Origin of the sequence: Methylobacterium aerolatum (genome assembly GCF_022179085.1) — a bacterium.
In the GTDB taxonomy this organism is placed as follows: domain Bacteria; phylum Pseudomonadota; class Alphaproteobacteria; order Rhizobiales; family Beijerinckiaceae; genus Methylobacterium; species Methylobacterium aerolatum.
In genome coordinates, this window is the sequence record NZ_BPQE01000002.1 from 216967 (window position 1) to 229980 (window position 13014).

The 13014-nt window shown below is 71.6% G+C and carries 12 protein-coding genes; 8 read left to right on the top strand and 4 right to left on the bottom strand.

Annotated elements, in window-relative coordinates; translation table 11 throughout:
* Positions 1-17 precede the first annotated feature (17 nt).
* The gene (locus MFF06_RS01500; protein WP_238201215.1) at positions 18-878 is read right to left on the bottom strand and encodes a phosphoribulokinase; all 861 of its coding nucleotides are present in this window, start codon (positions 876-878) and stop codon (positions 18-20) included.
* A gap of 26 nt (positions 879-904) precedes the next feature.
* The gene (locus tag MFF06_RS01505; RefSeq protein ID WP_238201216.1) at positions 905-1954 is read right to left on the bottom strand and encodes a class 1 fructose-bisphosphatase; all 1050 of its coding nucleotides are present in this window, start codon (positions 1952-1954) and stop codon (positions 905-907) included.
* A gap of 168 nt (positions 1955-2122) precedes the next feature.
* Between MFF06_RS01505 and MFF06_RS01510 the strand changes: the two genes are divergently transcribed.
* Both MFF06_RS01510 and MFF06_RS01515 read left to right on the top strand, forming a co-directional pair.
* A complete protein-coding gene (locus MFF06_RS01510; RefSeq protein ID WP_238201217.1) occupies positions 2123-3070 on the top strand; it encodes a LysR family transcriptional regulator in 948 nt (315 codons plus the stop codon).
* Positions 3067-4311 carry an NAD(P)/FAD-dependent oxidoreductase gene (locus MFF06_RS01515; RefSeq protein ID WP_238201218.1) on the top strand — a complete coding sequence of 415 codons (1245 nt, stop codon included), beginning with the start codon at positions 3067-3069 and terminating at the stop codon, positions 4309-4311. Before MFF06_RS01510 ends, MFF06_RS01515 begins: the two co-directional genes overlap by 4 nt.
* A gap of 167 nt (positions 4312-4478) precedes the next feature.
* Here the strand turns inward: MFF06_RS01515 and MFF06_RS01520 are convergent, their stop codons facing one another.
* Complete coding sequence (locus tag MFF06_RS01520; RefSeq protein WP_238201219.1) at positions 4479-5678, bottom strand: MFS transporter; 1200 nt, start codon at positions 5676-5678, stop codon at positions 4479-4481.
* A gap of 88 nt (positions 5679-5766) precedes the next feature.
* Positions 5767-6687 carry a LysR family transcriptional regulator gene (locus MFF06_RS01525; RefSeq protein WP_238201220.1) on the bottom strand — a complete coding sequence of 307 codons (921 nt, stop codon included), beginning with the start codon at positions 6685-6687 and terminating at the stop codon, positions 5767-5769.
* Between the two features lie 96 nt (positions 6688-6783).
* Here MFF06_RS01525 and MFF06_RS01530 point away from each other — a divergent pair, with 96 nt between their 5' ends.
* The 6 genes from MFF06_RS01530 to MFF06_RS01555 all read left to right on the top strand — a co-directional run bounded on the left by MFF06_RS01530 (position 6784) and on the right by MFF06_RS01555 (position 13003).
* Complete coding sequence (locus MFF06_RS01530) at positions 6784-7398, top strand: glutathione S-transferase family protein (protein ID WP_238201221.1); 615 nt, start codon at positions 6784-6786, stop codon at positions 7396-7398.
* 3 nt (positions 7399-7401) lie between these two features.
* Positions 7402-8310 carry a pyridoxamine 5'-phosphate oxidase family protein gene (locus MFF06_RS01535; RefSeq protein ID WP_238201222.1) on the top strand — a complete coding sequence of 303 codons (909 nt, stop codon included), beginning with the start codon at positions 7402-7404 and terminating at the stop codon, positions 8308-8310.
* A 155-nt stretch (positions 8311-8465) separates the two neighbouring features.
* On the top strand, positions 8466-8846 hold the full coding sequence (locus MFF06_RS01540; protein WP_238201297.1) for a response regulator: 381 nt from the start codon (positions 8466-8468) through the stop codon (positions 8844-8846).
* Positions 8847-8919: 73 nt separating this feature from the next.
* A complete protein-coding gene (locus tag MFF06_RS01545; RefSeq protein ID WP_238201223.1) occupies positions 8920-10893 on the top strand; it encodes an AI-2E family transporter in 1974 nt (657 codons plus the stop codon).
* A 155-nt stretch (positions 10894-11048) separates the two neighbouring features.
* On the top strand, positions 11049-12659 hold the full coding sequence (locus MFF06_RS01550; RefSeq protein ID WP_238201224.1) for a hybrid sensor histidine kinase/response regulator: 1611 nt from the start codon (positions 11049-11051) through the stop codon (positions 12657-12659).
* 29 nt (positions 12660-12688) lie between these two features.
* Positions 12689-13003, top strand: a complete 315-nt coding sequence (locus tag MFF06_RS01555; protein WP_238201225.1) for a plasmid stabilization protein — start codon at positions 12689-12691, stop codon at positions 13001-13003.
* Positions 13004-13014 lie beyond the last annotated feature (11 nt).

Consider the following 13014-nt stretch of genomic DNA (forward strand, 5'->3'; position numbering starts at 1 on the left):
TAGGACAGTCCGGCCGTTCACGCCAGCCTCCGCCGCCGCTCCACGAGTTGCATGATGATCGGCGTCAGGATGAGCTGCATGGCGAGATCGAGCTTGCCGCCGGGGATCACGATGGAATTCGCCCGGCTCATGAACGAATCGTGGATCATCGAGACGAGGTAGGAGAAGTCGATCCCCTTCGGATCCTTGAAGCGGATCACCACGAGGGATTCGTCGGCGGTGGGAATCCAGCGGGCGATGAAGGGGTTCGAGGTGTCCACCGTCGGCACCCGTTGGAAGTTGATGTCCGTCCACGAGAATTGCGGGCAGATGGTCTGCACGTAGTCCGGCATCCGCCGCAGGATCACGTCGGTGACGGCCTCCGTGGAATAGCCCCGGAACGAGCGGTCGCGGTGCAGCTTCTGGATCCACTCCAAGTTGATCACCGGCACCACGCCGATCTTGATGTCGGGGTAGCGGGCGATGTCGACCTGGTCGTTCACCACGCAGCCGTGCAGGCCCTCGTAGAACAGGAGATCGGAGCCGGGCGGGAAGTCCTCCCAGTCCGAGAACGTCCCCTCGGGGATGCCGTAGAGCCGCGCGTCATGGGCATCGTGGGCGTAGTGCCGGGTGCGCCCGCCGCCGGAGGCGGAGTAGCTGCGGAAGACATCCTCCAGCTCCGGCAGCAGGTTCGCCTTCGGGGCGAAGTGCGACAGGGTAGCCTCGTGCGCCATCATCTGGCGCATCGTGTCCCGGTCGAACGCATGGAAGCCGTCGCCCTCGATGAAGACGGCGCTGACATCCTCCCGCCGGAAGATCTGTTCGAAAGTGTTGCGAACCGAGGTGGTGCCGGCCCCCGAGGAGCCGGTCACCGAGATGATGGGATGGCGCGCCGACATCGCCGCGATCCGTCAGGTCCGCCGCGTCAGGGCCGCATCAGGCCGCGCTGGCCGAAGAGCGGCGAGCGGCCCGCGTCCGGCTTGCCGCCGGCGTAGTAGGAGGCGACGCAGGCGACCTCTTCGGTTGAGCCGCAGATGAGCGGCGACCGCTCGTGGATGCCCGCCGCCGTCATGTCGAGGATGCGCGCCTGCCCGTCGGTGGCCGCGCCACCGGCCTGCTCGATCAGCAGGGCCACCGGGGCGACCTCGTAGAGAAGCCGCAGGCGACCGCGGGTGTAGCCCTTCCGCGCATCGCCCGGATAGAGGAAGACGCCGCCGCGGGTGAGCACGCGCTGGATGTCGGCCACCATGGAGCCGAGCCAGCGCATGTTGAAGTCCTTGTCGCGCGGTCCCTCGGTACCCCGCAGGCAGTCCTCGACGAAGGCCTTGACCGGCGGGTCCCAGAACCGGCCGTTCGAGGCGTTGATGGCGTATTCCTTGGCCGCGGCCGGGATCTTCATCGCCGCGCTGGTGAGGCGGAACTGGTTGACCTCCCGGTCGAGGACGAAGCTCTGCGTGCCCTGGCCGAAGGTCACGAGCAGGGCGGTGGCCGGGCCGTAATTCACGAAGCCCGCCGCGAGCTGCGCGGTGCCTGGGGTGCGGAAGCTCGCCTCCACGTCGTCGCCCGCGATGGCCGGGCGGATGCCGAACACCGTGCCCACCACCATGTTGACGCCGATGTTCGACGAGCCGTCGAGGGGATCGATGGCCACGGCGAGCGGGGCGGAGGGGTCGAGCAACATCACGCCCTCGGCCTCTTCGGAGGCCACCGTGGCGACGGGGGCGGCGCGCAGCGCCTCGGTGACCCGCTCGTGGGCGATCACGTCGAGGGCCTTCTGCACGTCGCCGTCGCTGTTCTGCTCGCCCGTGGCGGCGAGGTCGCCGCCCAGCGCCCCGCGCCCGATCACGGCACTGATGCCGATGGCCGCCTCGGCGACGGCCGCCACCACGGCCGCCGTGTCCTTGAGGCGCGCATCGGCCTGAACCACCTGCGCGAGGTAGGCGTCGAGGGGCGTCCCGACCGCTAGATCCGCCATTCGCCTGTCCTTCCCTGAGCTCAATTCGTCCCCGGACAGGTCTGTAGCCGTCCCGGCGCCGCCATCATAGCCAGGCGCGGCATGCGATTGACAGGAACTCTTGAGGTCAAGCCCACGGGAAGCCGGTGCAGCCTTGCGGCCGGGACCAAAAAAAACGAGAACCGCCTCATGCGCAACCTGTCCCTGAAACAGCTCCAGGCGGTCGCGGCGGTGGCCAAGCTCGGCACCATGACGCGGGCGGCCCAGGAGCTTAACGTCACCTCCGCCGCGCTCTACGCGCGGATCCGGCAGCTGGAAGAGGAGGCCGGCCTTCTGCTGTTCGACCGCACGCCCGCCGGGCTGAAGCCGACGGACGCGGGCAAGGAAATGCTGTGGGCGATCGACAGCATCAACACCATCCTCGAATCCTGCACCGACCGGCTGCGCTCCCTGCGCGGCATCTCCGGCGGGCGGGTCGCCCTCGGGGTGGTGTCGACGGCGAAGTACTTCGCGCCCCAGGTCATCGCCGGCTTCTCGAAGAAGCATCCGGGCGTCGAGATCAGCCTCACCGTCCGCAACCGCGGCCAGACGGTGGAGGCCCTGCGCGGCTACGAGATCGACTTCGCGGTGATGGGCCGCCCGCCCCGGGACTTCCCCATCGAGGCCGCGACCTTCGGGCCGCACCCGCTGGTGCTGGTGGCGGCCCCCGACCACCGCCTCGCCGGGCGGGCGAACCTCGACCGGACCGACCTCGCCGAGGAAGCCTTCTTCATGCGCGAGGAGGGATCCGGCACCCGCACCGTCTTCGAGGAGTTCATGAGCGGGGTGCTGGTAAAGCGCGCCCTCCTCGACATCGACACCGGCTCGAACGAGACGATCAAGCAGGCGGTGATGGCCGGGCTTGGCCTTTCCCTGCTCTCCGCCCACTCGGTGGCGGCGGAGGTGGAGAGCGGGCGCCTCGCCGTCCTCGACGTGGTCGGCCTGCCGATCCGCCGAGACTGGTACGCGGTGCGGCGGGCGGACAAGGTGCTCGGCCCCGCCGCCTCCGCCGTCTGGAGCTACCTGATGAGCGACGGGGCGCGCTGGCTCCCGGGCCTCGAACTCGTCAAGCCGCCCGCCGCCGCGAAGGGGCGATGACGGTGGCGCCGGGGATCGTCGTCGTCGGTGCCGGCCAGGCCGGCTTCCAGGTCGCGGCTTCCCTGCGGGAGGGCGGATACAAGGGCCCGCTCACCCTCGTCGGGGACGAGCCCGCCCTGCCCTACCAGAGGCCGCCCCTCTCGAAGGCCTATCTCGCCGGCAAGACCGACGCCGAAGGACTCGCGCTGCGCCCGGCCAGCTTCTTTTCCGACCACGGCATCTCCCGCCGCGGGCCGGACCGGGCCGAGGGGATCGACCGTGCCGGGCGGCGCCTGCTGCTCGCGGGCGGGGACGCCCTGCCCTATGAGCACCTCGTCCTCGCCGCCGGCTCGCGCAACCGGCCCCTGCCGGTACAGGGCGCCGACCTCGCGGGCGTCCACCAGTTGCGGGGCCTCGCGGACGCGGACGCCCTGAAGGCGGCGCTGACTGCCGCCCCGCGGATCGTGGTGGTCGGCGCGGGCTTCATCGGCCTCGAATTCGCCGCCGTCGCCGCCGGGCGCGGCCTGGACGTGACCGTCGTGGAGGCGGCCGGGCGGCCGATGGCCCGGGCCGTCTCGCCGGAGACGGCCGCCTTCTTCCAAGCGGCGCAGGAAGGGCTCGGCGTGCGCTTCGCCCTCGCGGCGGGCGTGACCGCGCTCCGGGGCCGGGACGGGCGCGTCCAGGCCGTCATCCTCGCCGACGGGCGGGAGCTGACGGCCGACCTCGTGGTGGTGGGCATCGGCGTCCTGCCGAACGCGGAAATCGCCGCGGCGGCGGGCCTGTCCGTGGGCGACGGCGTGCGGGTCGATCCGTTTCTGGCCACCTCCGACCCGGCGGTCTCCGCCATCGGGGATTGCGCCCGCTTTCCCTCTCCCCACGCGCACGGCCTGACGGAGGACGGGACGGTGCGGATCGAGTCGGTGCAGAACGCCATCGACCAGGGCCGCTGCCTCGCGGCCCGGCTCCTGGGCCAGCCCGCCGCCTACACCGCGCTGCCCTGGTTCTGGAGCGATCAGGGTCCGCACAAATTGCAGATCGCCGGGCTGTCGGCACCGGGGGATGCCAGCGTCGTGCGCGGCGAGGGCAGCGCCTTCTCGGTGTTCCGCTTCCGCGGAGGGCGGCTGAGCGCGGTCGAATCCGTCAACCGGGCGGGCGACCACATGATCGCCCGGCGCCTCCTCGGCGCCGGCACGCCGCTTACCCCCGAGCAGGCGGGCGACCCCGGCTTCGACATCAAGGCGCTGGCGATGGGACGGGGCTGAAGGCGAGCACCGGCTTTTCCTCCTCGTCTTTGCGAGCGTCAGCGAAGCAATCCAGGGCAGCGGGCCGCTTCAGGATGGGGCGGATCCCTGGATTGCTTCGCTGACGCTCGCAACGACGCAGTGGGTCCTTCAATCAAGCGCGTCCCATTGTGAGCGCAATTTCACAATCAGACAGAAGCATTTCTAGCGGGGCGCGACAGGAGGGCGGCGCTGGCGAGGCCGAGCGCGAGGATCGTGGCCGCGCAGGCGGCGAGCGCCCAGAACTGGCCGAGGACCAGCAGTCCCTCCCCGACGATGGCGACGCTGAGCGCCTGCCCGCCGAAATACGAGAACGCGTGCAGCGACACCGCCGAGCCGCGGGCCTTGGGCGCCACCTCGGTCACCTGCGTCTGGTAGGTGTTGTGCATCATGTAGAAGCCGAGGCCGAGCATCGTGAGGGCGGCGCAATCCGCCTGCCAGGATCCGGCGAGACCGATGGTCCCGAGGGCGACGGCGCAGATGGCGCCGCCGGCGATCAGCATCCTCGCCATGCCGAGGAGCCGCACCATCACGCCGACGAGGGCCGCGTAGATCAGCCCGCCCACGGCGAAGCCGGCGAGGGCCAGCCCGGCCTCGCGGGGGCCGCCCGCCCCGCGCCCTTCGAGGAGCGGCGCGAGGTGGGGAAACACCCCGAAGATCGCGATGGCCTCGATGAAGACGGCGCCGAACAGCACCCTCGCCCGGGGGTTGGCGAGGAGCGAGCGATAGGTCGTGATCGCCGCGCCGATGGCGGGGCGCCGGGCGGGCGCGCGGCTCCCCGACGGGAAGCCGAAGGCCACGGCGGCGCAGGCGAAGCCCGCCACCGCCGCCGTCACGCCGGCGACGCCGCGCCAGCCGATCGCCCCCTCGATCAGGCCGGCGAAGGTCGAGCCGGAGAGCTGCCCGAGGATCACCGCCACGAGGTACCGGCCGATGGCGACCTGCCGCCCGGCCATCGGCACCCGGTCGCCCAGCAGGGCGAGAGATAGGGGGATGCAGCCCCCCGCCGCCGCGCCCGCGACGACCCTCATGGCGAACAGGGAGGGCAGGTCCGGCGCGACGGCGCAGAGGGCCAGGGCGAGGCCAAGCACCGCGAGGCAGGCGGTCATGACCCGCTCCTTGCCCAGGGCATCGCCCACGGGGCCGAGGATCGGCTGGATCAGGGCATAGGGCAGCGCGAAGGCGGTGGAGAGCAGGGCGACCCGGTGCGGGTCGCTGCCGAAATCCCGGGCGATTACCCCCACCAGGGGCTCGAAAGAGCGCAGGGCGAAGGTGCTGCCGAACCCGGCGCAGGCCAGGATCACGATGAGGCGGGGGATCGGATCGGCCGTCGCTGAACCAGATGACATCGCGGCGGGGCCCGGACACTCTTCGCCCAGGCCATGGCACGAAGCGCGGCCGGGCGACAGTCCGCCCCGGCACGGTTCCGTGCGCCTGTCAGCCCCCCTCGGCGTCGGCGTATCCCTTCTCCGCGTGCAGGACCGGCAGCGCCCGCAGCGCCGCCGCGGCGTGGTCGAGGAATGCGGAGATCCGGGCGGGCCTGTGGTCGGCCCCGGGCGTGACCAGATGCACCGGCACCGGCGGCGGCTCGAAACGGGCGAGCACACGGATCAGCCGTCCGTCCGCGATCTCCTCCGCCGCCTGGTAGGACAGGACGCGGGCGATGCCGCGCCCCGCCCGCGCGGCGGTGAGCGCGGCCTCGACCTCGTTGACGATCAGCCGCGGCGCGAGGCGCACGCGGTTGCGGCCGAAATGCCATTCGCTGGGACCGGGGCGGATCTGGCCGTGGATCGTCTCGTGGGCGGCGAGGTCGGCCGGACGCCGGGGTTCGCCCCGCCGCGCGAGATAAGCCGGGCTCGCCACGAGGATGCGGCGGACCTGTCCGACCCGGCGGACGACCAGCCGGGACTGCGCGAGGGTGCCGATCCGCAGGGCGACGTCGAGCCCCTCCTCCACGAGGTCGACGTTGCGGTCGGCCAGGGTGAGCTCGACCTGCGTTTCCGGGTGGGCGTCGAGGAACGAGGCGACCACCGGCGCGACGTGCCGCCGCCCGAACAGCACCGGGGCCGTCACGCGAACGAGGCCGCGCACCCGGCTCTCCGCGATGCCCGACAGGGCCGCCTCGTAGCCCGCGAGGAGGCCGCGCGCCTGCTCCGCCAGGGCCAGCCCCTCCGGTGTCGGGGCGAGGCGCCGCGTGGTGCGCGCGACGAGGCGCGTGCCGGCCCTCGCCTCCAGGCCCGCCAGGGCGCGCGTGGCGGCGGCGGGCGACCGCTGCGTGCGCCGGGCCGCGGCGGCGAGGCTCCCGGCCTCGATGATCGCGACGAAGACGGCGAGTTCCTCCAGGCGGTCCATGGGCATCGGATTGTTGCGGCAAACGAAATTCTGACTCTCACGACGGGCCCGTTTCGCGCAAGTCCGTCCGGGAGCACCTTGGGGCGGTCAGGAGATCCCGCCATGTCCACACCCGACCTCACCCTCTACGGCCTGCGCCTCTCCGGCCATTCCCACCGGGCCGAACTCTTCCTCTCGCTGCTCCGCCTGCCCTACCGGTTCGTGGAGGCCCTCCCTGCGACGCCGGACCTGCTCGCGGTGAACCCGCTGGGCCAGATCCCGGTGCTGATCGACGGCGGGTCCGTGATCCCCGATTCGAACGCGATCCTCGTCTATCTCGCCGCCCGCTACGCCCCGGACGGCGGCTGGATGCCCGCCGATCCGCCGGGCGCCGCCGCCGTACAGCGCTGGCTCTCGATCGCGGCGGGGGACGTGCGCTTCGGCCCGGCGCTGGCCCGGCTGATGGTGGTGTTCGGCGCGCAGGCCGACCGTGGCCGGGTCGAGGCGCGGACGGCGCGGATCCTCGGCTTCATGGACCGGCACCTGGCGGACCGGAGCTTCCTCGCGGCCGCGCACCCGACGCTCGCCGACATCGCCTGCTACTCCTACGTCGCCCACGCGCCGGAGGGCGGCATCGGCCTCGCGCCCTACCCGGCCATCCGGGCCTGGATCGCCCGGATCGAGGCCCTGCCGGATTTCCTCGCCATGCCGTCCTCGCCCATCCCGGAAGGAGCCTGAGCCATGGCCAGCTTCCACGAGGACGAGCGCGCGGCGCAGGCGCTGGCCGGCCACGTGCTCGGCGACATCCCGGCGATCCGCCCGTTCATGCCGGACCAGCACCGGACCTTCTTCGCCGGCCTCCGCTACCTCTTCGTCGGCGCAATCAACGGGGAGGGCTGGCCCATCGCCACGGTGGCGAGCGGCCCGCCGGGCTTCGTCGCCTCGCCCGACCCGACCCGCCTGTCGGTCGCGGCGAGGCTGGCGGAGGACGACCCCGCCGCACCCCATCTCGTCGCGGGACGCGCGGTCGGGCTCCTCGGGATCGACCTGTCGAACCGCCGCCGCAACCGCGCCAACGGCACGGTCGAGGGCCGGGACGCGGCGGGATTCACGGTGCGGATCGCGGAGAGCTTCGGCAACTGCCCGAAATATATCCAGGTCCGGGAGGCCGAGCCGCTGGCCAGGCCGCCGGGGCGGGCGGAACCGCTCGCCCGGCTGGATCCGGCCGCCAGGGCCGCGATCACCGCCGCCGACACGGTGTTCGTCGGAAGCCGCGCCCGCGCCGGCCTGTCCGGCGGCGCCGACCTCTCGCACCGGGGCGGGCGGCCGGGCTTCGTGGCGGTCGAGGGCGATAGCCTGCGCGTGCCGGACTTTTCCGGAAACCGGTTCTTCAACACCTTCGGCAACTTGCTGGGCGAGCCGCGGGCAGCCCTGCTCGTGCCCGACTTCGGCATCGGCGACCTCCTCGTCCTCCAGGGCGAGGCGGAGGTGGATTGGACCGGGCGCGACGCGGCACGCTTCGCCGGAGCGGAGCGGTCCTGGCGGTTCCACGTCGCACGCGGCTGGCGCCGCCCGGCCGCCCTGCCCTTCCGCTGGAGTCCGCCGCAGCCGGCCCCCCAGATCGCCGCGACCGGCGCCTGGGCGGACTGATCGACCGCCCGCGTGACGCGGGAATCAGCACGTCATGCCCGTCCAACCGTCACTCGGGAGGGGACCGGAATCGTCCGGCACGCGTTGAAGGTCGTCGGAGCATTGTGCATCGCCGCGCGATGGCGCAGAGCCGTATGCGGGCGATGGGGGTGGAGATGGCGAAGATACTTCTAGTCGAGGACCACGAGGAGATTTGGGATTTTCTGTCCAGGCGACTGAAGCGCCGCGGTTATGAAGTGATCCTGGCCCACGATGGCGAAGCCGGAGTCCAGCAGGCCCGGGCAGGGCGGCCGGACGTGATCCTCCTCGACATGAACCTTCCGGTTCTCGACGGGTGGTCTGCGGCGCGCGCGCTGAAGGCCGGGGCGGATACGCGGGCGATTCCGATCATCGCGCTGACCGCCCACGCCATGTCCGGCGACCGCGACAAGGCGATCCAGGCGGGTTGCGACGACTACCACCCGAAGCCCGTCGATTTCTCGAAACTGCTCAGCCAGATCAGCGCCGCCCTGGGCGAGACGGCGCAAGCGGGTTGAGGGCGACGCGCGGTGGACGACGGGGGGCGGCGCGCCGCCGCGCCCCCGGTGAAGGGTCGAGTGGAGTGAACCAGTGAGCGAGGATCCCGTCACGGCCCAGCGGCTCCGGCAGGGTTTGCCGGTGATCGTGGCGCTCGCCTCGTTCCTCCTCGTCGTCGGCGTGATGGCGGCCCTGTATTTCGGGCGCGAGATCCTCGTGCCCGTCACGCTCGCGATCCTGCTGAGCTTCGTGCTGGCGCCCTTCGTCCGCGCCCTCCGGCGGATCCGCGTGCCGCGGGCCCCGGCGGTGATGCTCGTGGTGGTGGTGGTTTTCGGCGCCCTGTTCGGGATCGGCAGCCTGATCGCCAGCGAGGCATCGCAGCTCGCCTCGGACCTGCCTCGCTACACGATCACCATGCGCGACAAGATCCGCGACCTGCGCGGGGCCACGAACGGGGCGGGCTCCCTCTCGCGCCTCGTGGACATGGTGCAGGACCTCGGCGCGGCGATCCAGCCGCCCCCGGCGGCGGAGTACAAGGGCGATCCCGGCACACCGACCCACCCGCTGACGGTGGAGTTGAGCCCGGCGCGGACCAGCGTCCTCGACACGCTCCAGACCTTCGCCGGGCCCGTCCTGCACCCGCTGGCCACCACGGGCCTGATCCTGATCTTCACGATCTTCATCCTGATGCAGCGGGAGGACCTGCGGAACCGGGCGATCCGGCTCGTCGGCCCCGGCGACCTGCGCCGCACCACCGCCGCGATCGACGACGCCACGAGCCGCCTCTCGAAGTTCTTCCTGGCGCAGCTCGCCCTCAACATCGCCTTCGGCGTGGTGATCGGCGTCGGCCTCGGCCTGATCGGCGTGCCGAGCCCGACCCTGTTCGGCGTGCTCGCCGCGATCCTGCGCTTCGTGCCGTATATCGGCGCGGCGATCAGCGCCCTCCTGCCCGTGGTGCTGGCGGCGGCGGTCGATCCCGGCTGGAGCATGGTGATCGCGACGGTGGCGCTCTTCCTCGTGGTGGAGCCCCTGTGCGGCCACGTGATCGAGCCGTTGCTCTACGGCCATTCCACCGGCATCTCGCCCGTGGCGGTGATCCTCTCGGCGACGATCTGGACCTTCCTCTGGGGGCCGATCGGCCTCGTGCTGGCGACGCCGCTCACCGTCTGCCTCGTGGTGCTCGGCCGCCACGTCGAACGGCTCTGGTACCTCGACGTGCTGCTCGGCGACCGGCCGGCCCTGGATCCGCCGGAGATTTTCTACCAGCGGATGCTGGCGAACGACCCCGCCGAAGCGATCGAGCAGGGACGCCAGTTCCTGAAGGAGCGCGCCCTGGTCACCTATTATGATCAAGTGGTCATGGCGGGCCTGCTCATGGCACAGGAGGATCTCTCGCGCGGGACCCTCGTCCGGTCGCGGCAGGACGAGGTCGGAGAATCGATCCGCACCGTGGTCGCGCGGCTCGGCACCAGCCCCGTCGCCCGCCGCCCGCGCAAGGGCAAGGCGAGCCGGGGCGCCGACACCGAGACCGCCGCCGCCCTCGACGCCATCGGCCCCGACCGGCAGGAGGCCGCCATCGTCCTCGGCCGGGACGACCTCGCCCCGGCGTGGCGGGGGACCAAGCCGGTGCTCTGCGTCTCCAGCCGTGGCCCCTTCGACGAGGCCGCGACGTTGATGCTGAGCCAGATCCTCGCCCGCCACGGCCTCGCCTCGCAGACCCTCTCCATGGCCGCGATCCGGTCCGGCGAGAAGCCCGAGGACATGGCGGGCATCGCCATGGTCTGCTTCTCCTACCTCGAACCCGTCAGCCTCTCGCAGGTGCGCTTCACCGTCCGACAGGCCCGGGCGGCGATCCCCGGCGTACGCGTCCTCGTGGGCTTCTGGCGGGAGCGCGATCCCTCGACCCTCGCCCGCCTGCGCCGGGCGACCTCGGCGGACGATCTCGTCACCTCGCTGAGCGACGCGCTCTCGGCGGCCCTCGACGCGAGCCGCACCGGCCGCGCGCCGCAGGCCCTGCCCGAGGCGCGGCCCGCGCCCGTCACCGTCGTCCAGGGTGCCATTGCCTGAGGCTGGGCCGCGCCCCTTACCCGGGCGCGGCACCGTTTCCGGCCGGCCGTCGATGGATCACCCGTCTCCGAGGTCATTCTCGGGGGAACTACTCGCCGCCGGTACGCGATACCCCCCGGCCCTCAAGACTTCAGGGACAGGTGAGACCTAAACCGATGGCTGAACCACCCGAAAAACCGCGCGCCCGCGTCCATCAGGGTGCGGCCGCCGAGGTTTCGGATCCGAAGAGCGAGATTTTCTTCGCGGCCGTCGAGACCACGCGGATGCCGATGATCGTCACCGATCCACGGCAACCGGACAACCCGATCATCTTCGCCAATCGCGCCTTTCTGGCGATGACGGGCTATACGCCCGAAGAGCTGGTCGGCCACAATTGCCGCTTCCTGCAAGGGCCGGAGACCGACCGTGATACGGTCGATCAAGTGCGGCAAGCCATCGCCGAGCGGCGAGAATTCGCCACCGAGATCCTGAACTACCGCAAGAACGGCTCGACCTTCTGGAACGCGCTGTTCGTCTCGCCCGTGTTCAACACGGCGGGCGAACTCGTCTACTTCTTCGGCTCGCAGCTCGACGTGTCCCGCCGCCGCGACGCGGAGGAAGCGCTCGGGCAAGCGCAGAAGATGGAAGCACTCGGCCAGCTGACCGGCGGCATCGCCCACGATTTCAACAACCTGCTCCAGGTGATCGTCGGCTACGTCGACATCCTCGCCGCGGGCCTGGAGAAGCCCGATGCCGACCGCGCCCGCCTCGGCCGGGCGACCGACAACATCCGGCAGGCGGCCGAGCGTGCCACCACCCTGACGCAGCAGCTCCTCGCTTTCGCCCGCAAGCAGCGGCTCGAAGGGCGCTCGGTCAACCTCAACACCCTCGTCGAGGGGATGCGGGAGATGATCGACCGCTCCATCGGCGAGGCCATCGCGATCGAGTACGACCTCGCGGACGACCTCTGGAACTGCCGGGTGGACCCGACCCAGGCCGAGGTCGCGATCCTCAACGTCCTGATCAACGCCCGCGACGCGATGCCGGACGGCGGCACCGTGCGCATCGGCACGGCCAACCGCACGGTGAAGGTGAACGCCGACCACGAGATCGGCCCCCTGCGGGAGGGGCGCTACGCCTCCATCGCGATCACCGATTCGGGCACGGGCATCCCCCCGGCCGTGCTGGCGCGGGTGATGGACCCCTTCTTCACCACCAAGGAGGAGGGCAAGGGCACGGGACTCGGCCTGTCGATGGTCTACGGCTTCGCCAAGCAATCCGGCGGCGCGGCGCAGATCGAGTCGGCGGTCGGCCAGGGCACGACCGTCGCCCTGTCCTTCCCCGCCGTGGAGGGCGACCAGCCGGCCCCGGCCAAGGCCCCCGTGCGCTTCGTGGAACGGCCCGGCACCGAGACGATCCTCGTGGTGGACGACCGCCAGGACGTGGCGGAACTCGCCCGGACCATCCTGCGGGACTTCGGCTACACTGTCCTGATGGCGAGCAGCGGCAAGGAAGCCCTGGAGATCCTCGAAGCCAGCGAGAAGATCGACCTGCTCTTCACCGACATGATCATGCCCGGCGGCATGAACGGCGTCGTGCTGGCCCGCGAGGCGCGGCGCCGCCAGCCGCGCCTGAAGGTCCTGCTCGCCACCGGCTACGCGGAGGCGAGCCTGGAGCGAACCGATGTCGGGGGTTCGGAATTCGACATCCTGAACAAGCCCTACCGCCGGACCGAACTGATCCGGCGGATCCGGGTGACCCTCGACGGCGCGACCGGAGTCGCGTGAGGGGGTCGGTTCGGCCGGAGGATCGCACCATGTCCCAGGGCGACAAGTCGAAGTACACGGACAAGCAGAAGCGCAAGGCGGAGCACATCGCCGACTCCTACGAGAGCCGCGGCGTCCCCGAGAAGGAGGCCGAGGCTCGCGCCTGGGCGACGGTCAACAAGGACGACGGCGGCGGCAAGCATCCCGGTGGCTCGGGTCGGGCCAAGAGCACCGGCCATCCGGCGGCCCACAAGGGCGGCAAGGCGGGCGGCGCGGCCTCATCCCAACGCAGCGCGGCGGACCGCTCGGCCTCCGCCAAGAAGGCCGCGGCCACGCGGAAGGCCAACGCCGCGAAGGCGGGGTGACGTGCTGAACT